Annotated in this window: 12 protein-coding genes; 5 read left to right on the forward strand and 7 right to left on the reverse strand. The window is 66.3% G+C overall.

Annotated elements, in window-relative coordinates; all coding sequences use genetic code 11:
* Positions 1 to 1227 carry a pyridoxal phosphate-dependent aminotransferase gene (locus VN634_18550; GenBank protein HXC52893.1) on the reverse strand — a complete coding sequence of 409 codons (1227 nt, stop codon included), beginning with the start codon at positions 1225 to 1227 and terminating at the stop codon, positions 1 to 3.
* A gap of 498 nt (positions 1228 to 1725) precedes the next feature.
* Here VN634_18550 and VN634_18555 point away from each other — a divergent pair, with 498 nt between their 5' ends.
* The gene (locus VN634_18555; GenBank protein ID HXC52894.1) at positions 1726 to 2490 is read left to right on the forward strand and encodes an SDR family oxidoreductase; all 765 of its coding nucleotides are present in this window, start codon (positions 1726 to 1728) and stop codon (positions 2488 to 2490) included.
* Between the two features lie 32 nt (positions 2491 to 2522).
* Here VN634_18555 and VN634_18560 read toward each other — a convergent pair whose 3' ends face one another.
* From VN634_18560 to VN634_18570, 3 genes are all read right to left on the reverse strand, one after another.
* Positions 2523 to 6926: a translocation/assembly module TamB domain-containing protein gene (locus tag VN634_18560; GenBank protein HXC52895.1), complete on the reverse strand. Its 4404-nt coding sequence runs from the start codon at positions 6924 to 6926 to the stop codon at positions 2523 to 2525.
* On the reverse strand, positions 6926 to 8851 hold the full coding sequence (locus VN634_18565; protein HXC52896.1) for a BamA/TamA family outer membrane protein: 1926 nt from the start codon (positions 8849 to 8851) through the stop codon (positions 6926 to 6928). The genes VN634_18560 and VN634_18565 overlap by 1 nt, the downstream gene beginning before the upstream one ends.
* Positions 8852 to 8926: 75 nt before the next feature.
* A complete protein-coding gene (locus VN634_18570) occupies positions 8927 to 10549 on the reverse strand; it encodes an acyl-CoA synthetase (GenBank protein HXC52897.1) in 1623 nt (540 codons plus the stop codon).
* A gap of 299 nt (positions 10550 to 10848) precedes the next feature.
* On the opposite strand from VN634_18570, the gene VN634_18575 reads away from it, so the two are divergent.
* The 3 genes from VN634_18575 to VN634_18585 all read left to right on the forward strand — a co-directional run bounded on the left by VN634_18575 (position 10849) and on the right by VN634_18585 (position 13941).
* A complete protein-coding gene (locus VN634_18575; GenBank protein ID HXC52898.1) occupies positions 10849 to 12483 on the forward strand; it encodes an MBL fold metallo-hydrolase in 1635 nt (544 codons plus the stop codon).
* 9 nt (positions 12484 to 12492) lie between these two features.
* The gene (locus VN634_18580) at positions 12493 to 13203 is read left to right on the forward strand and encodes an SOS response-associated peptidase (GenBank protein ID HXC52899.1); all 711 of its coding nucleotides are present in this window, start codon (positions 12493 to 12495) and stop codon (positions 13201 to 13203) included.
* Positions 13204 to 13317: 114 nt separating this feature from the next.
* On the forward strand, positions 13318 to 13941 hold the full coding sequence (locus VN634_18585) for a dockerin type I repeat-containing protein (GenBank protein HXC52900.1): 624 nt from the start codon (positions 13318 to 13320) through the stop codon (positions 13939 to 13941).
* An 80-nt stretch (positions 13942 to 14021) separates the two neighbouring features.
* Here the strand turns inward: VN634_18585 and VN634_18590 are convergent, their stop codons facing one another.
* Entirely contained in the window at positions 14022 to 14609 is a 588-nt protein-coding gene (locus tag VN634_18590) for a hypothetical protein (GenBank protein ID HXC52901.1), read from the reverse strand.
* 158 nt (positions 14610 to 14767) lie between these two features.
* On the opposite strand from VN634_18590, the gene VN634_18595 reads away from it, so the two are divergent.
* Entirely contained in the window at positions 14768 to 16471 is a 1704-nt protein-coding gene (locus VN634_18595; protein ID HXC52902.1) for a class I adenylate-forming enzyme family protein, read from the forward strand.
* Between the two features lie 600 nt (positions 16472 to 17071).
* Here the strand turns inward: VN634_18595 and VN634_18600 are convergent.
* A complete protein-coding gene (locus VN634_18600; protein ID HXC52903.1) occupies positions 17072 to 18037 on the reverse strand; it encodes a sigma-70 family RNA polymerase sigma factor in 966 nt (321 codons plus the stop codon).
* Positions 18038 to 18078: 41 nt separating this feature from the next.
* Positions 18079 to 19503, reverse strand: coding sequence for an FAD-dependent oxidoreductase (locus VN634_18605; GenBank protein HXC52904.1), 1425 nt, complete (start codon positions 19501 to 19503; stop codon positions 18079 to 18081).
* Positions 19504 to 19584 lie beyond the last annotated feature (81 nt).

Here is a 19584-nt window from a genome sequence, read left to right on the forward strand (position 1 = left end):
CTAGGCGGCATGCCGCTGCCGATAGCGCTCGAGGAACCTGGCGAGGCGTCCGATCGCTTCGGTCAGGTCCTCAGGGTTCGGCAGGAAAACGATCCGCAGGTGATCGGGATGCGGCCAGTTGAAGCCGGTCCCCTGCACGACGAGGACCTTCTCTTCTTTGAGAAACTCGAGCACGAACTCTTCGTCGTCGGCGATCGGATAAATCGTCGGATCGAGCCGCGGGAACAGGTACATCGCGGCCTGCGGCTTGACGCACGAAACTCCCGGAATCGCCGTCAGCAGCTCCCATGCAAGATCGCGCTGGCGCGTGAGCCGGCCCGCGGGAGCGACGAGGTCGTCGATGCTCTGGTGGCCTCCGAGCGCCGTCTGGATCGCGTGCTGCCCCGGCACATTCGCGCATAGACGCATCGACGCCAGCATGTCGAGCCCTTCGATGTAATCCTTCGCGTGCGACTTCTCTCCGGTCACGATGCACCAGCCCGAGCGATAGCCGCACGCCCGCCAATTCTTCGACAGCCCGCCGAATGTAAGGCACAGCACGTCGCCAGACAGTGTCGAGATCGCGGTGTGCTTCCTGCCGTCAAACAGGACCTTGTCGTAGATCTCGTCCGCGTAAATGATCAGGTCGTTGTCGCGCGCGATCTTCACGATTCCGCGCAGCACGTCGTCCGGATACAGCACGCCGGTCGGATTGTTCGGATTGATCACGACGATCGCGCGCGTCGAAGGCGTGATCTTCGACCGGATGTCGTCGAGATCCGGGATCCAGCCCTTGTCTTCGTCGCACAGATAGTGACGCGCGACGCCGCCCGACAGGCTCACGGCCGCGGTCCACAGCGGATAGTCCGGCGCGGGAATCAGCACTTCGTCGCCGTTGTTGAGCAGCGCGTTCATCGTCATCACGATCAGCTCGGAGACGCCGTTGCCGATGTAGATGTCTTCCATCGTCACGCCGCGCACGCCCTTGAGCTGCGTGTAGTGCATGATGGCCTTGCGCGCCGAGAACAGTCCCTTCGAGTCGCAGTATCCGGACGCGTCGCGCAGGTTGTGAATGACGTCCTGGACGATCTCTTCCGGTGCGACCAGGCCGAACGCGGCCGGATTGCCGATGTTCAGCTTGATGATGTTCTGCCCGTCCTCTTCCATCTGCTTGGCGCGCGCGAGCACGGGACCGCGAATGTCGTAACAGACACCGGCAAGCTTCGCGGACTTCAGAATCGGTTGCATCGCAGTTCGCTCATGGGAAAGGACACTGGCTCGGGCATTTCGGACATTTGGATCATGGGAAAAGACTTCCTTTGCAGCCGCCGTAGCTGCAGCCGCCGTAGCTGCGGACGCGGTAGCAGCAGCCGCCGCAGTAGCTTCGGACGCCGGCGCTGGCCCGCTACCCTTCGCCGCCACGCCGGCCGCGCCCTCGGCGCCGATGGTGCCCGCAAGCCGTTCCAGCGCGCTTGCCGGGACGCGCAGCGTCCGCCGGCCGACTCGTACCGTCGGCAGCTCGCCGCGATCGGAAAGCCGGTAGATCGATTTCAGGTGCAGTCCGGTCCGGGCCGCCACCTGCTTCATCGTCAGCAGCGTTTCGCCGTCCCCGGTCCGTTCGTCCTGCGCTTTCGTGGCCACGAAGATGGGATAGCCGTTTCCGGCCCGAGAAGAAAGTAGAAAAATGATGAAAGTTCGTGAAACGGACCGGCCCAACCGCCCGGCTGGCACGCAAAAAGGAGACAGATGATGAAAATCGAAGGGAAAGCGGCGATCGTAACCGGCGGAGGCACCGGCGTCGGCCGCGCAACAGCCCTCGAGCTGGCCCGCTCCGGGTGCTCGGTCCTCGTCAACTACTCGAAGTCAAAGGACGACGCAGAGCAGACGGCCGCCGACGCCTGCGCCCTCGGCGCCAAGGCGATTGCCGTCCAGGCCGACGTCGCCGACGACGACGGTTGCCGGCGCCTCGCCGACACCGCCGTCCGCGAGTTCGGCCGGCTCGACATCCTCATCGCTAATGCCGGCACGACCGAGTTCATCCCGCACCACGAGCTCGACCTGCTGACCCCGGAGATCTGGCAGCGCATCTTCGGTGTGAACCTGATCGGGCCGTTCCAGTGCGCGCGCGCGGTGCGTGCGGCGATGGAAACGTCGGGCGGAGGCGCGATCGTCATGACGTCGAGCATCGCGGGCACCAACGGCATCGGCTCGTCGATCCCGTACTGTGCATCCAAGGCCGCGCTGAACAACCTGACGCTCACGCTCGCTCGCGCGCTCGCGCCGAACATCCGCGTCAACGCCGTTGCACCGGGCTTCATCCGCGGCCGCTGGCTGAAGGCCGGTTACGGCGACAACTACGAGATGCTCGAGCAACTCGCGTCGGCACGCTCGGTCCTGAAGAAAGTCTGCGAGCCCGAAGACGTCACCGATGTGATCCTCGGATTCCTCAAGGCCGACCTCGTCACCGGCCAGGTTGCGATCGTCGACGGCGGGCTCACGATCGCGCAGTAGAACAAGGGTGGCGTGTCGGGAGAACGTTCGCGTCAGTAGTCCCAGTGCCAGGTCACGCCCGCCTCGCCCTGCGCGTCCTGGCTGACGTCGCTTTCGATCGTGATGTGCTTCCACACCCGCCATTCGAGGCTGAGCTTGCTCGCGTCGGGCGTCAGGCCCTGCTGCACGCGCAGGTAGACGTTGTCGGTCAGATAGCGACCCGCCATCAGCGCCGTCTCGCCGGTGTTGCCCGATCCGATGTCGAGGCGGTCGAACCCGAGCGTACGCCCGATGTTCGACAGCACGCCCGACCCGCCGGCAAGCGGGCTTCCGGTCAGCTCGGCGATCGAGCGCGCGAGCGCGACGCTCTGTAGCGGTGTCAGCGTCGCGGCGCTCTGCCCGAACAGCAGTCGCGAGAGCACTTCGTCGCGAGGAAGCGACGGTTCCGAGCGCAGCTCGATGGTCGGATGCGTCGCCGGTCCGCTGACTTCGGCAATCGCCGTGATGTCGTTCGCCTCCGCGCGCGCGGTCATCTGCAGCCACGGCACGTTTCCGCGCTCGCCGTCGAAGTGCAGCGTCGCCGACGTCACGTCGAAGCGTTTGCCGAGAAGGCTGAGCTGCCCACGCACCGACGTCACGTTGCCCTGCGCGCGCGGGTCCACGCTGGTGCCGCGAATATGCACGTCGCTCGACCACTCGGACTCGAGGCCGCGGCCGGTCACGTAAATGCGGTTGTCGCCGGTCACTTCGATGTCGAGATCGAGCGCAACCCGCTTCGGAAGTGGAAGCTGCCGGATGGCGTCGCCGGCCGTCGTGTCGACTTCGATGACATCGAGCTCGGGCACGTCGGCGACCAGGTGCTGCGGAATCTCGACTCGCGCATCCACGATCCTGACCTTGCCGGTGATCGACCCTTCGACCGAAGCGTTCAGTTCCGCCGGGCGCGAAGCCTTCACAGTCAAGGTTGCGTCCGCCTTGGTCGTCAGCAGGTCGAGCCGCGACAGGATTGCGCCGGTGGCTTCGATGTTCATCGTCGAGTCGAATTTCGGAAAGCCCTCGAAGCGGATTCCGCCGGTCGCGTGGACCTTGCCCTTCTCGCCGTCGGTCGCATCGAGCTGCCGGAGCTGGATGGACGTGCCCGCGCCTTCGAGCTCGGCATGCATGTCGCGAAGCACGAGACCCGACGTGGCATTTTCCCAGACGGCGCCGTCGAGCACCGCGCGGCCGGTCACGCGCGGCGCGGCGACCGAGCCGGAAAGTCGAAGATCGGCATCCACGCGCCCGCTCACGGTGTCTTCTCCGATCGGAAGCAGGGCGGCGACTTCGGCAATGCTCCCCTTCCACTCGAGATCAACGACGACCGGCGCTGCCGACGACGTCGAGACCAGCGGCGCATCGACGGACAGACGAAGCCGGGTCTCGGTAAGTCCGGCCACCGACGCCGATCCAGCAATGCGCCCGTCGCCGAGGCGAAGCGCCGCTTCGAGATCGACCGGCTCGACGCCTTCCGCCTCGAGCCCGGTGCTGGCCACATCGTGCCCATGAAGCGAAATCTCTCCTCTGGAGAGTACGACCGACGGGCCCTCGAGCTGGACCTTGCCGTCGACGGTGCCTGCAAGGTCCAGGTCCGGAATGAACGCCGACACGAGCGACAGCGGAAGCTTCGCAATCTCGGCGTCGACGCGTGTCGTACCCGAAGCACGCGCGAGGCGTCCACGCACATGACCGTCTTTTTCCAGAACGACCACGAGGGGGTCGATCGACCACGCATCGCCGCCGCGTTCGATGCGGATGCGTGCAGGCTGCTCGAGCTTCAGTGCATGGTCGTCCACGCTTGCATCGGTACGAGTCAGCGTTGCGTCGATTGCGGAACCGGCGGTGAGCGATGCACCGCCCGCAATCGTTGCGGCCGCCGACAGCTTCACTTTTTCGCCGTTGCGAACGTCGGCGGTCGTCTCGACATTCCATTCGCGTCCGTTGCCGACGGCAGTCACGAGCCCGTCGACGAGGTTCCTGGTCCCATAGCGCGTACGCGACAGATGAACCCTCGCCGTACCGCGTGGCGTCGCACTGATTTCGACACCGTCAGCGGTCGCATCGAGTACGTCGACGAACACTTCGGTGCCGCCGGCGAGGAACGAGCCGTTTTTCACCGACGCGCGGCCGCTCACCTGCTGGACTGCAGTGGCCGGCGAAGAGCCCGTCGCGGCGAGTGTCGCGTCGAGGTCGATCGCACCGCCGATTGCCGTGCCGGTCATCGGACGCCACAGCGAAAGATCCTGACTGCTCAGCACGACCGTCCCCGATGCCGCTCTCCGGGCGAGATCGATGTCGAGCTCGGCACTTCCGGTCGTTCGCGGCCCGCGCAGCGCGACGTTTCGAAGAAGCAGCCGGTTGTCCGACGGCATCGACACGTTCGCGTCAAGCGCGGCGTCGAGCTGCCCGTAGCGGCCCTTCGAACGCACCGTTGCCGACCACGTGTCCGGCAGTCCGTCGGCATTCACGTCCGCCGAGAGCGAATCGAAATGAATTCCTTCGTACGAGACGCGGCTGCCGGTGACGCTGGCGACCACGCCGAAGCGGTCGCGCGTGCCGCGTGCGGTCGCCGTCGCTTCGAGACGTCCCGCAATCGCCGCGCGCGCGGGATCGGACAGCCGCGAAAGGTTCTCCATCGTCACGTGCGCATCCGCCGACAGCGTCTTTCCATCGGTCGCGACGTCGCCTTTCGCGGTGGCCGAGATGCCGATCGAGTGCAGCTCGACCTCGCCGTGCGCAGCGCCGTCGCCGACGCTCGTCAGGTCGAGGCGAAGCGACGTCGCTCCGCCGATCAGCGCGTTCCATCCGCTTTCGCCGACGGTCACGTCCGACGCGCTCGCAGAGGCGTGGACACGCGTCTCCTCCCATCCGGACTTCATCTCCGCATCGATCTGCGCGGTGGCGCTGCCCGAGATGCTCGTGCGGTACAGGTCCGAGAGCGATCGAAGCGTCGAAGCATCCGCTCGAAGCGACGTCGTCATTCCGCTCCAGTCTTCGGTGATCGCGAATGGGCCTTCGATGCTCAGCTCGTTGCCGTCGACGACCAGGCGCGGGGTCGTGATCGTGCCGCGATCGATGTCGATCTTTCCCGCTGCAGCAAGATGCGCATCGCTTCCGAGCAATGGCATCACCGCATCGTTCAGCTCGAGCCGCTTCGCGTCGACGCTGAGCTCGAATCCCGGCACTCCGTCGCCCTGCGGATCCTTCGCGCGGAAGATCGCATGGACATTCTCGCTCGCCGCATCGAGCTTCCTCGCATCGGCGATGTCGAGCGTCGCTTCCAGACTGCCGCCGTCGGTCAGCACGCCATGTCCGTCGAGGCTCGCAGAAGAAAGATCGAAGAGCGTCAGATGCACCGGCTCGCCTTCGCGCTCGTGCACCAGCCGACCGCCGACGCGGAATTCCTTCGTCGCAAGGTCGAGCCGCCCATCGGCGACAAGATTCCGGCGGTCGGCCGAGAGCAGCGCCTGCTCGATGCGCAGCTCGACGTCTGGAGCCCACGCGCCCTTGGCGTGAAGCGTCATCGGTGCGCCGTCGCCGACGAGGTACTTCTTTCGCTGGGCGGGCACCGGATCGAACGTGCCGTCGACGACGAACGGTCCTTCGGCGTTGAACGCAAGGCTCGTCCCGGCGCGCAGCACGCCGATGTTCGACGCGGTCACATCCGCCTTGGCGTGCCAGTCGCGCATCGGGCCGGAGCCTTCGACCGAGAGCGTGACCGAGCCCGAATCCTTGAGCCGCGCGAGCGCTGCCAGCGCGCCGCCCGGACCTTCTTCGGCGTGGATCGTGCCGGCGATCTCGAGCGGCGAGCCGTGCGTCGAAAGATCGACGCGCGCGCTTCCGGTGCGGTTGTCGACGTGCGCAATGTCGAGCTTTACGCTCCCGTGGTCCCACTCTCCGAGGACTCCGCCGCCCTCGACGCGAAAGTCGGCCTGCGAGCCTCCGAGAATGCTGCCCGACAGCTCGAAGTCGTCGACGAGAAGATGTCCGATGATGAGGCGGATGAACCGGTCCCAGCGAAACGGCGTGTCGATCTCGTTCGGGCCGTCGCGCGGGAGCCGCGTCCACTGGACGCGGCCGGCATGGATATCCTCTACGCGGATGCGCCACTTCACGAGATCGAACGCGTGGAACAGGTCGAACGGATGCCACGTCGCTTCGGCGTTCTCGACGGTCAGCCACACGCCGTAGGCATCGCCGACTTCGACCTTCCTTGCGAGAACGTGCTCCGGCAGATCGCCGCTGACGCCTTCGGCGCGGACGAAGAACACGCCTTCCTTCTGCGCGAGGCGATCGATGATCTGCTCGAGGTAGCTCTCGAGGAGCCCTTCGCGCAGCGCGCCGTAGAAAAGTACGACGACGAGAGCCGCCAATGCGGCGACACCGAGAACAAGACGCAGCACGAACCTCAGCGCGCGCATCAGAACGCCTGCCCGAGGCTGATGTAGAGCTGGAAGATGCTGTCGCTCGGCCGCGGATTGACCGGAAATCCGAAATCGAGACGGATCGGCCCGGCCACGGTGAAATAGCGGAAGCCGAGCCCGGCGGCCCACTGGATGTCATCCTGGAAATCCGGATAGCTCGGCTCGTAGATGCCGGCTCCTTCGAAGAACGGAACGATGCCGATCGTCTTGGTGACCTTCCAGCGCAGCTCGGTTCCGACCTGCAGCAGGGATCGTCCTCCGAGCGGACGGTACTTGTGCTTGTCGCTGCCGCCTCCGTCGACCCGGCAGTGCCCCTCGGCATCGAAGTTATTGATGTCGCACAGGGGGCCGACGTACTGGAACTGATAGCCGCGCACCGAGTCGCCGCCGCCCGCATAGAGCCGCTTGTCGGCCGGCGTATCGTTGCGCTCCGGTCCGATCACCGAACCGAGTGACACCCTGCTCGCCCACACGTACCTGTGCTTCTCGTCGATCGGGATGTAGATGCTCTCCGTCACGCGCAGCGCAAGCATCAGCACCTTGTCGCCGAGCACGCTGAAGTACGGCGACATGCTGGCGAGCGTGCGATGGCCGCGGCTCGGATCCAGAAGGTTGTCGCTGCCGTCGTAGCGAAGCCCGAGCGGGATGCCGAGCAGCGTGAACTGCTTGGTCTCGGCGTGCCCCTTCTCGTTGCGGTCTGCCTGGCTCTGCACGTCCGACTGCTCGACCAGCAGGCCGGCGGTGCCGACGAAATGCTTGCGGACCGCGCGCTCGAGACCGACCGATGCGCTCAGCGCATAGCGGTCATACGCCGGCGGCTTGTCCGCATCGGCCTTGGCTTCGAGCAGAAGACTCTGTCCGACGCGGTACCAGTCGGGCTTGCGGTAGGAGATTCCGCCGGTCGCGATCTGTTCGCTGTACTCCGCCTCGGTGCGCAGCTTTTCCGCGCCGCCGCGCACGTTGCGGTCTTCCCAGAACACGCGTCCGCCGGGGCCGTCGGCCGAAGAGTACTTCAGGCCGGCGCCGATCGTGTGCATCTTCCCTTCGGCGACGAGGATGTGAATCGGCGCCTCTCCGTCCGGCCCGACGTCACCGCGCTTTCCCCACGTCAGCGTAATCGCCGAGAACACTCCGGTCGAAAACAGGTCCTTTCTGGTTTCCTCGATCCTCGAAGGCGAGAACGGATCGCCGCGCGCGAACTTGAGCCGGCGCCGGACGAGATCCTCCTTGACGGTCTTCAATCCTTCGACGGTGACCTCGCCGAACTTCGCGTGCGGCCCCGCGTCCACGCGCAGGTGGATCTCCATCGTGCGCGCGAGGCGATCGATGCGCACTTCACGCAGCGGGAGCTCGGCGAATGGATAGCCGTCGGTCGCAAGCGCAACGATCAGGCGCGACTCGGCCGCGAGCACAGTCTCGGCAAGTGCCGGCTCTCCGACGGCAAGCCCGAGCGAGCTGCCCGCGTCGGGGGCGGAAAGACTGGCGGCGTCCGAAGGGATGCCCTCGATGTCGACGCGCGAGATCTTGTAGCGCTCGCCGCGCGTGACGCGCATCTCGACGATCGCCGGCTTCTTGCTCGAATCGATGTGCCAGAGGACGGTTCCGTCATAGAAGCCGCGCGAGCGCAGCACGCGAAGATAAATGTCGCGGTCGGCCTGCGTGCGCCGCCTGAGGCCCTGCAGCGTGCCGGGCGGTTCGTACTTCTTCGAGAACAGCACGGAGGACGCCTTCAGCCGCTCCTCGAGCTCGCCGCCGACGCCGACGATCCTGACGTCGTACGCGTAACCGGGACCGTACGTGAGACCGAACGGCGCGAGCGTCTTCGAGACCGTGCTGCATCCACCCACGCCGAGCGCCAGAGGGACGACCAGCAGCGGAAGCACCCGCAGCATCCCGAGCGCAACGCGACCGGGCGTTCGCAAACGCGATGCGTAGCCAGGCGTTGACAACAGCGAGGCGTAGCCGAGCGTCGAAATGTCCGCTTTCCTCGTCCCGATTCAGGCGCGGCCGACCAGCTCATGCATGCGCGCGGTGACACCCTTGTAGTCCATCTTGCCCGACGGCGAGCGACCCAGACTGTCGACGGCAAACACGCGCCGCGGAACCTTGTACGCGGCGAGATGCTCGCGCACGTGATCGCGAAGCTCGGCCTCGCCGGCGGACCCGCCGGGCCTCAGCACGACGAGCGAATGGATCGCCTGGCCCCAGTGCGGATCGGAAAGCCCGACGGTCGCCGCGTCCTCGACGTCGGGATGGCGCTTGAGCACCTCTTCGACCTCCTCGGGAAACACCTTTTCGCCGCCGGTATTGATGCACGCCGATCCGCGGCCGAGAAGCCTCAGCGTTCCGTCGGTCTCCACCGTCGCAAAGTCGCCGGGCATCGAGTAGCGAACGCCGCCGATCGTGCGGAACGTCTTCGCGGTCTTCTCGGGATCCTTGTAGTAGCCGACCGGAATCGGACCGCTGCGCGCAACCAGCCCGCGCTCACCGCTTCCCGGCGCAACCTCGCGTCCGTCCTCGGTGATCACCTTGACGCGGTCGCCGACTTTGAACGACGCAGTCTCGACTTCGATGCCCACGCCCATCACCGATGCACCGAGCCCGGTGGCCTCGGAGGACCCGAGCGAATCGAACAGCAGCATCTGCGGATGATGCGCGAGCAGCGCCTTCTTGAGCTCGATCGACCACATCACGCCGGACGAAATGATCAGCCGCAGGCTCGACAGATCGTACGCCTTTTCGTCGAGCGCCTGCACCATCGGACGCGCGAACACGTCGCCGACGATCGCGATCGCACTGACCTCGTGACGCTCGACCGCCGACCACAGCGCGTGTGCGCGAAACGTGCGCGAGTCGACGGTCACGACGCTGCCGCCGTTCATCAGCGCATTGATTGCCGTGAACAGGCCGGTGCCGTGCATGACCGGACACGCGGGAAGCAGACGCTGCTTGTTGGTTCCCGCGATGACGTTGGCGACGTGCTCGGCAAGCGTCGCGGGACGCCCGGCCGCGCTCAGCGGATCGGCTCCGCCTCCGAGCGTGCGGAACACGTCCTCCTGCCGCCACATCACGCCTTTCGGCATGCCGGTGGTCCCGCCGGTATAGAGCAGCAACAGGTCGTCCGGGCTGCGTTCGATCTCGAGAGGATCGGACGGCCCCGCCACCAGCGCGTCGTAATCGAGCGCTCCTTCGCAGGCAGCTCCTCCATCTTCGAGACGGACCAGCATGCGAAGCGCCGGCAGGCGTGCTGCAAGCCGCGCGGCGTTTTCGGCGAAGATTCCTTCGAACACGAGCACCACCGCGTCGCTGTTGTCGAGAAGGTACAGCAGCTCTTCGTCGCGGTACCGGTAGTTCACGTTGACCGGCACCAGCCTTGCCTTGAAGCATGCGGCGACGGCCTCGAGCCACTCGGGCCGGTTGTAAGCGTAGATGGCGACCTTGTCGCCGGGCTTCGCGCCACCGTCGACGAAAGCCCGGGCAAGCGCGTTGGTGCGCCGGTCGACTTCTCTCCATGAAAGGATCCGCGCGCTGCCGTCGGCCGACGAGTGCACGAGCGCCGGCTCTTCGCCGAGGACCGGTCCGATCGCACTGAGAATGTCGCCGATGTTCCAGCTGCTCATGATCGCCCCTTCCTCGTCGCTCTGGTCTGACGGCTTTTGCAGCGGTTGCCGTCCCCCCGCCTTGGGAGGCGATCCCGTCAGGACAGGACCCGCAATCGTGCGAAATCTTTCCTCTTCTCCGAGACCGGACGGGTTCGTAGCACGCGTGCCGCGCGTCAAAAAGTCGCCGCCCCGGCGCCGCGGCGATCGACGAACAGCCGCAAGCCGTTTCCTGGGTTGCTGCGCCCGCTCCCTTGTAGCAACTAGGGTGGCAACTTGCTTGGGCCTGGCGCGGGACGGGCCAAGGGGACTCTCTTCTGATGACGGCTACCACGAGCCTCGAGTACATCGGGCACAGCGGGCTGGCGGTTCGCCATGCCGGCAAACTGCTGCTCTGCGACCCATGGATGTCGCGGAGGGGCACCTACAACGCGAGCTGGTTCCAGTACCCGCAGTACGAGGGCGATCTTGCCGCGCTCGCGGCGCCGGACGCGGTCTACATCTCGCATGAGCACCCGGACCACTACGATCCGGAGTTCATCGCGGGCATCGACCGCAGCGTCCCCATCCTGACCGGACGTGCGCACAAGAAGCGCCTGGTCTCACGTCTTCGCCGGCTCGGATTCCAGACCATCGTCGAGCTCGACAACTTCGAGGCGTTCGAGCTTGCTCCGGGATTCACGATCAAAATTTCGACGCCGACGTTCCACTGCCCGCCGCACTGGTTCGATTCGTGCGCGCTGCTCGAGCTCGCAGGCCACAAGATCCTCAACCTGAACGACTGCAACCTCGCGCTGCCGGTCGCCGACATCCGCGCCGAAGGCATCGACGTGCTGCTCGCGCAGGCGACTCCGGCGATCTGGTATCCGCTCGTGTACACGACCTACGACGACGAGCGGAAGAAAGTGCTCGCGGGGCAGCGTCGCGAGTCGGCGATCAGCTCGTTCGTCTCGTCCGCCAAGGCGATCCAGCCGCGACTTGCCATTCCGTTCGCCGGACCGCCGTGCTTCTTCGATCCTGAGCTCGCCGGGTACTTCTTCGGCCCCGACAGCATGTTTCCGACGCCGCCGGTCGCAGCCGAGCGTCTGGCAAAGGAAACCGAGATCCCGGGCATGATCCTGAAGCCCGGCGACAGGCTCATCATCGGCGAACGCGGCGCAGCGGACGAGTTCCGCCTCGAAGCCTGCACGGCGTACGCCGGCTTCGATTACGAGCGCGACCGCGCGTCGTATTACGACACCCATCGCGCCCGCAACGAAGAGATCGTCCGCGATGTCCTCGCCGCGATCCCGCCGGCGGGCCCCGGCCTGTTCGAGCGCTTCCGCCGGCACTTCCTTCCGTTCCTCAAGGGCCATCCGTATTTCGTCGAGCACATCGGCATCCGCGTGCTGTTTCGCGTCAGCGGCGATCACGGCGGCGACTGGGTCGTCGATTTCCGCCGCGAGCCGAAGCCGGAGCTGGTCTACGCGCTCGACGGCGAGCCGTGCCAGTACGAGTTCGACATGACGTCGCAGCTGCTCGACCAGATCATGCGCGACGAGCTGTCGTGGGAAGACGCGTTCCTGTCGCTGCGTTTTCGCGCGCATCGCGATCCCGACCGCTACAACCAGCACCTGTTCACGCTGTTCAAGATGTCGGACTCGCGCGCGCTCAACGCGATCCAGAAGGTGGAGACCGCCGACCGCGCGCACGATACGTTCGTGCTCGAGCACGCCGGACGCAGCTACGAAGTGCAGCGCTGGTGCCCGCACGGCGGCTCGGATCTTTCCGAAGCCGACGTCGAGGACGGCCAGGTCGTCTGTCCCGGCCACCACTGGCGTTTTTCGCTGTCCGACGGCGTCTGCACGAACGCGGCGGGCCGCATCCACGTGCGCGAGCTCGACGAGACCGGCGAGCTCGGAGGCAGCGACCATCAGAAGAAGCCGACTCCTCGCGCGGCCGGAGCCAAGGCCTGAGCAGACGCCATGTGCGGGCGCTTCGTCCTGACGACTCCTGCCGATGCGCTCGCGCGCGAATTCGGCGTTTCCCCCGGAACCGGCGGGCTTTTGCTCGCACCGCGCTACAACATCGCCCCGATGCAGGACGTCGTCGTCGTTCGCAACGACGGCGGCCGGCGCACGCTCGCGGTGGTGCGCTGGGGACTCATCCCGATGTGGGCCAAGGACCCGGCGATCGCATCGAAGATGATCAATGCCCGCGCGGAGACGGCGGCGAGCAAACCGTCTTTCCGTGATGCGATGCAGAGGCGGCGCTGCATCGTTCCCGCGTCCGGTTTCTACGAATGGAAAAAGGAAGGCGGCCGCAGGCAGCCGTGGTACTTCCGGTCTCGCGATCCGAGAAAGTCTCTCGCGATCGCCGCGATCTGGGAGCGCTGGCGCGATCCGGACCATCCCGAAGCCGGCATCGTGGAGACGTGCTGCCTGCTGACGACCGGCGCAAACCAGCTGTGCGCGCCGGTGCACGACCGGATGCCGCTGATCCTCGACGCGGACGGTGCGGCGCGTTGGCTCGATCCCGAGCTCACCGATTCCGCCGCGCTCACGGATCTGCTGGTTCCGGCACCCGACGATACCCTTCGAAGCCATCCGGTCTCGACAGCCGTCAACGCCGTGCGCAACGACGACGCGCGCAACATCGAGGAAGAGCTTCCCGAGCAGACCAGCATGTTTTCCTGAACCGGCGTTCCGTGAGGTTTCGAAAAGGGCGTCCCCCATCTTCGCGCAATCGTCGATGGGGGCGAGTCCACCCCGTTGCCAGCAGCACCGGAGCGTGAGTACCGTCGCTCGTGAATGAACTGCCGCACACAGCACGACCGGCGGAGTCGCCGTGAGCTCTGCATCCGCACCGCTGTGCTGGCGGTGGTGGTCACCGTCGGCCTGCTGCCGGCGAGCCTGAGAGCAGGCAGCCCGGTCGTGATCGTCTGCGGCGATGCAACGGGCGACGGAGTCATCGCATCCTCGGACGCGCTCGTTGCGCTGCGCACCGCCGTCGGCACGAGTACCTGCGAGCCGTCCCGTTGCGACGCGAACGCGAGCGGTGCGATCACGGCAACCGACGCGAGTACGATCCTGAAATGCGCGGTCGGCCAGGACATCGCCCTCCACTGCCCGGCGCCGGACCCGGACATCACAACGACGACATCGACGACGGTGACTACGACGACGTCGGTCGCCGCGGTCTGCGGAAACGGAGAGCTCGAAGCCGGCGAAGACTGTGAGCCTTCCGAAAGCTTCTGCCGCGGCGGCTGCAATCTCGACACCGGTGTCTGCGTCGATTTCATGTGCAGCGACAGTTGCCGGTGCCCGCCGCCGCTGTGCGGCGACTGGCTCGTGGACCCGGGAGAGGATTGCGACCCGCCCGGTTCACAGTGCGGCGACGGCACCTGCACGGACGGCTGCCGCTGCGAGCCGTAGCGCTCATAAGGTAACGCTCGTAACTCGTACGCTCGTAACGCGAAGCTTCGCGAGTATTCGGTTTCCTGAAGACGTGCCGGTCAGCTTGCGAGCCGCGCGACCCAGCCAACCAGCAGGACGATCGGCATCACGAGGAGCGCCGCTGCGAGACCCAGCGTTCCAAGCGCAGCCGCCGACCACAGCAGAAACAGCGCAGCATCGCTTCCCGCAAAGCTTTCGGGATCCGAATCGAGACGCAGCTGGCAGCGAAGGTCACGCACGGTGCCGCCGAGCATCGCTTCATCGAACTCTCGTTCGTAGAGATTGCGGCTTCGCCGGCCGCGCACGAACGCGCGCCACATCCGCGCCGGTGAAATGAACAGCCCCATGCCGAGCGCGAACAGGTTGAGAAGCCACGCTGCCCAGTGATCGCGGCAGTTCGACGCGATCTCCCACGCACCGATCTCGGCCTCACCGGTCATGTCGGTGTCATAGTCCGTGACCACATGGTGGAGATCGTGCAGCCTTACCGACCGGACGCGCTGCGGCGTATTCGGAAATGCGAACGGGACCGGGCCGATCTTCACGCTGACCCACTTCGCGTCGTAGCCGCCTTCGCCGAAACCGTTGGCGTCGAAATACTGCCGGCGGGCTTCGAGGAGCGTAAGCGAATCGGCGTAGCGGGCCACGCGCGCCGTATCGCGCCGGAAAGCGAACGGGTCAAGCCCCCGCGCCGTGCCGGTCGCAGCGTTGCTGGTTCCGAGCGGCCGCGCCGGTATAAGCGTGCGCGAGAAAGGCGCCGCGCCCGCGGCGCGCCGCAGATTCCGCCACGCAAGGACCACATACAATGACGACCAACGCTCCTTCCATCGCCGAAGTTCACGCAAAACTGACCGCTCCCGGAGAGCTCCTCGAAATGGCGGAAGTCGTCATCCGCGGCGTTCCGACCCGCGTCTGGAAGAACGCGCCGCCGTCGCTCGCCGCCGTGCTCACGTTCAGCCGCGGACACGGCGATGCGGATTTCATGGTCTACGAGGACGACCGCTGGAGCTTCGAGCGACACTTTCGCGCATGCGCGCGGCTCGCGAACGTACTGATCGACCGCTACGGCATAAAGAAGGGCGACCGCGTCGCGATCGCGATGCGCAATTTCCCGGAGTGGTCGGTGGCGTTCTGGGCTGCATCGGCCGCGGGCGCGATCGTCGTTCCGCTCAACGCGTGGTGGACCGGACCGGAGCTCGTCTACGGGCTCGACGATTCGGGCTCGACGGTGCTGTTCGCCGATGCCGAGCGACTCGACCGCCTCGTCCCCGAGCTCGCGCAGCTGCCGGGGCTTCGCATCATCTCGGCCCGCGACGAGCGCGATGTTCTTCCCGGCGGCGCCGAGCATTTCAACGACGTGCTCGGCGAGATTCCGGACGACGCTTCATTGCCGGACGTTGCAATCGATTCCGAAGACGACGCGACGATCTTCTACACGTCGGGGACGACCGGCCATCCGAAGGGAGTGCTCGGCACGCAGCGCAACATCTGCGGGAACCTCTTCAGCCTGCGCTTTGCAAATATGCGCGCGGCAATGCGCGGAAGCGTCACCGGCGCGAAACCCGCCGCGGCCGGTCAGGGCGTCTATCTGCTGTCGGTGCCGTTCTTTCACGCGACCGGCTGCCATTCGATCCTGGTCGCAAACCTCGCGGCAGGTAACCGGCTCGTGATCATGCACAAGTGGGACGCCGGCCGCGCGCTCGAGCTGATCGAGCGCGAGAAGGTTGCCACGTTCGGCGGCGTGCCGGCGATGGTCTGGCAGGTACTGACGCATCCCGATTTTGCGACGCGCGATCTGTCGAGCGTGCGCTCGATCGGCTACGGCGGCGCACCGGCGGCGCCGGAGTTGGTCCGCAAGATCGAAGAGATGTTCCCCGGCCGCACTCCGAGCAACGGTTACGGCATGACGGAGACGTCGTCGGTGACGACGCTGAACATGGGCGTCGACTACATCCGCCATCCCGACAGCGTCGGCGTTCCGGTGCCGGTCTGCGACGTGAAAGTCGTCGACGACGTCGGCCGCACGCTTCCTGCGGGTGAAGTCGGTGAGTTGTGGATCAAGGGTCCGAACGTCGTCAAGGAATACTTCCACAAGCCCGAGGCGTCGGCGGCAACGTTTACCGACGGCTGGGTGCATACGGGCGATCTCGCACGCATCGACGACGAAGGCTTCGTCTACCTGGTCGATCGCGCGAAGGATCTGCTGATTCGCGCGGGCGAGAACATTTCGTCGGCCGAGGTCGAAGCGGCGCTGTTCGAGCACCCGTCGATCGACGATGCCGCGGTGATCGGAATTCCGGATCAGGTTCTCGGCGAGGAAGTCGGCGCAGTCGTCCACCTCGCGCCGGGAACTTCGGCAACGGAAGACGAGCTGAAAGCGTGGGTGGCCAAAAGGCTCGCTGGCTTCAAGGTACCGCGCAAGGTGTGGTTCTTCGACGAGCCTCTGCCGCGCAATCCGGCGGGCAAGATCCTCAAGCGCGATCTCAAGAAGCAGTTGCTCGGGGTCTGACTGGCACACTCGGCGAATCGTTCTCTGGGCGAGACGTTTCTCCGTAAGGGCGGTCGGCATGGGCATGCCCGCGCGCTCGCTTTAGTCCTCGCTTCGCTGCGGAACGACTCGCACGCGGGCACGCCCACGCCGCCCGCCCTCGCGACGCCGTGCTTCCGTTATGTTCGTCATTGCTTTGTCTGCGCTCGCTCTGGCCGTGATGGCGGCTGTTCGTTACAGTCTGCGGACGTTCGATGACCGGTCTTTCGCCTGCATGCGGCTTCTGCCGCACCACTCGAGTGCTCTGCTTCTGGGGCATGCTTCGTCCCTACGAGCCAGGGAGTCGCGTCCTGCTGTTTGCGTGCAGTCTTCTTCTCGCTGCCGGCATAGGCGTGTCATGCTGGCCACTCGACGAACAAACCGCCTCGATGTGGATACTCGGTGGCATTCTTTTCCTGGTTTCCGCGCTTGGCTTGCTGGTGGCTTTGTTCGGGTGCGAGTCGTGCGTCGTCAGGATGCGCGGCGACGTCTGATCCCGCTGAACCCGACCTGCATGCTCTCGGTGCGATTCACCGGCTGATGCTGAGCAATGCCGGCCGCGTGCAGGAATCCGGATAGCTTCTACAGTGGGGCCGCCACATGCGTGAGTTTCCTCGACGCCAGCACCGAATACATCCTCGTGATGCGTCCGTCCGCGTCGACGTCGGCTTGCAGCACGAAGCGCCGCGCGACGCGCGCTACGTCGATCTCGGGATGATCGTCTCCGCGATCGGGAAGGTCGACGTAGAGCGCCGGCATGCCGCCGACCAGGATGCTGCGCACGCTGCCGACGCCGCCGAATTTCTGGAAGATGCCGTGGTAGAAGCGCGCGACCTTCGACGCGCCGAGGATCGGATTGAGCGCGGCGTAGAACTCGCCTCCGCCGTCGCTCATCGCGCGGCAGTCGGCGGCCAGGATGTTCTCCATGGCCCGGAGGTCGCCGGCGAGCAGGGCCTCGGTGAACTTCCACAGCGCTTCACGGGCCTGGTCGCGGGCGTCCGTGATCGACGGGTGGCGTGAGCCCTCGTAGCCTTTCATCGCGCGCCTGGCCCGAAGGTGCGCGACCTTGATGCCGCCCTCGGTGGCGCCGAGAACGGCGGCGGTCTCGCGCACGGTGTAGTCGAACACGTCGCGCAGCAGCAGCACGGCCCGCTGCCTCGGCGTCAGCGCTTCGAGCGCGACCAGGAACGCCATCGACATGCTTTCGACGAGGTCGTAGCGGCCTTCGGTGCTGACACCCGATGCGACCGCCTCCACGGCATCGATCGGCTCGGCATCGGCCGGGCCGGCAATCGGCGACGGCAGCCACGGTCCGACATACGGGCTCCGCTTGCGGCGGCGAAGGAGATCGTGCGCGAGGTTCATCGCGACGCGCACGAGCCACGGCCGCAGCGGCCGCCCGTCCGCTTCGGGCGCGTGCTCGAGGAGTCGCACGAAGGTTTCCTGGAGCAGGTCGTCGGCGTCCGCCGCGCAGCCGGTCATCCGGTAGAGAAGGCCCCACAGGAAGCTCCGGTGCTCGTCGAACAGTGCGGCCGAACTATCTGCCATATCAAGCGAAACGTCCCGAGCTCGTGCAACGGACGAAGTCTTCATGCGACCGTGGCCATCGTATCGGCGGCATAGCTTGCGACCTCGCGAATCGCTCGCGGCAGACTTCCTTTCGCACCGGCGCCGTCCCGTTTCGATCCCGCCATGCCTGCACGGTCGGCCGCTATCAGACCAGCGCGCCGGCCGCTCGAGACGGCGGTATCGGCGATCATCGATTCGTCTCCGACCCAGTCGCCAGCAACGACGAGCGACGGCGTTCCGGGAACGTCGGGCCCGGGCCGGCTCCTTCCAGCCTGGACGAGCGCGCCGGTGACCAGCATCTGCGGAAGGTACCGGCGCTCGACGAGCTCGCTTCGCCAGCCGGGCTGCACGACGTCGGCAAACGCTTCGAGCTCGGCCTCCACGGCCTTGGCATCGGCCGGCTCGGGTCCGAGATACTTCGCGACATGGACGACCGCGCCGCCTTCGGGCGCGAGCTTCGCCGACGCCGAATGCACCGAGAAATAGAACGGCCGGTCGATGCCGAGCACGAACAGCCGGCGCGGATCGGGAAGGCGCCGCAGGCCGAGATCGAGGCACGCGGCCTTGACCGGAATCGCATCGGCGGCCCACGCCTCGATGGTCGCGGCGCCCTCGCCTTTCGCGAGCGAAGCAGCCACGCCCGGCGGCACCGCCAGAACCGCCACGCGCGCACGCAGCGAAGCTTCGCCGGCGTCGACTTCGACGTGGCCGCTGAACGTGCGCACCGCCGTCACACGCGCACCGGTGCGAATCACGGCGCCGGCATCGCCTGCGACTTTCGCGAGACCGGCCGCGAGCGTCGCCCAGCCTCCGTCCAGATAAAGGACGCCTTTGCCGAGACCGGCCTGAAGCTGCGCGACCGAAGCTTCGGCCGATGAACGCGACGGATCGTTCGCGTATGCGGTCAGCCGCATCAGTGCTTCGACGAGCGCGCGCACGGTGCGGTCGCGGAACGTGGCGTCGAGCCAGTCGCGCAGCGTGCGGCCGCGCAGCGACTTCGCGTCGATCTTCGCGAGCGAGCCGAGCACGCGGGCGAGCTCGAGCTTGCCGGAAAGACCAAGCAGGTCCGTCGTCAGCAGCGAGACGAAACCGCCGGGCAGCGCGTGCAGCGTGCCGCGATCGAATGCGAGCCCGCCGGAGGTCGGCGGCCGGCGGCCGCTGAACGACACGCCGAGCTCCGCAAACGCCTTCATCGCGGGACCGCCGTCGTAAAGCGCGTGCGGCCCGACGTTGAACCGGAATCCGTTTTCGTCGTGCGTCGCCGCGCGGCCACCGACTTCTTCGGTGCGCTCGAGGACGGTCACGCGCACGCCCGAACGGGCAGCGAACGCCGCGGCCGTAAGGCCGGCGAGACCGCCGCCGATCACGACGACATCGGTCTCACCGCGACCGGGAATGGAGCCGGCAGAGCCGGAGATGGACGTGGGGTCTGAAACGTATGCCATGGCGCGTGCCTCCGCTGGTTTTGACTCCACCACGATCGGCGGCCGCCAGAGGTTACGCCAGAAAAAAGAAAAGCGGGAAAA

Source organism: Candidatus Limnocylindrales bacterium (assembly GCA_035571835.1).
In the GTDB taxonomy this organism is placed as follows: Bacteria; Desulfobacterota; Binatia; order UBA1149; family CAITLU01; genus DATNBU01.

What these genes read in the sequence shown, in the direction of transcription:
- VN634_18550 (HXC52893.1), bottom strand. Translation starts at nt 1,227, where the DNA reads ATGCAACCGATTCTGAAGTCCGCGAAGCTTGCCGGTGTCTGTTACGAC.
- VN634_18555 (HXC52894.1), top strand. Translation starts at nt 1,726, where the DNA reads ATGATGAAAATCGAAGGGAAAGCGGCGATCGTAACCGGCGGAGGCACC.
- VN634_18560 (HXC52895.1), bottom strand. Translation starts at nt 6,926, where the DNA reads ATGCGCGCGCTGAGGTTCGTGCTGCGTCTTGTTCTCGGTGTCGCCGCA.
- VN634_18570 (HXC52897.1), bottom strand. Translation starts at nt 10,549, where the DNA reads ATGAGCAGCTGGAACATCGGCGACATTCTCAGTGCGATCGGACCGGTC.
- VN634_18575 (HXC52898.1), top strand. Translation starts at nt 10,849, where the DNA reads ATGACGGCTACCACGAGCCTCGAGTACATCGGGCACAGCGGGCTGGCG.
- VN634_18580 (HXC52899.1), top strand. Translation starts at nt 12,493, where the DNA reads ATGTGCGGGCGCTTCGTCCTGACGACTCCTGCCGATGCGCTCGCGCGC.
- VN634_18585 (HXC52900.1), top strand. Translation starts at nt 13,318, where the DNA reads ATGAACTGCCGCACACAGCACGACCGGCGGAGTCGCCGTGAGCTCTGC.
- VN634_18595 (HXC52902.1), top strand. Translation starts at nt 14,768, where the DNA reads ATGACGACCAACGCTCCTTCCATCGCCGAAGTTCACGCAAAACTGACC.
- VN634_18600 (HXC52903.1), bottom strand. Translation starts at nt 18,037, where the DNA reads ATGGCAGATAGTTCGGCCGCACTGTTCGACGAGCACCGGAGCTTCCTG.
- VN634_18605 (HXC52904.1), bottom strand. Translation starts at nt 19,503, where the DNA reads ATGGCATACGTTTCAGACCCCACGTCCATCTCCGGCTCTGCCGGCTCC.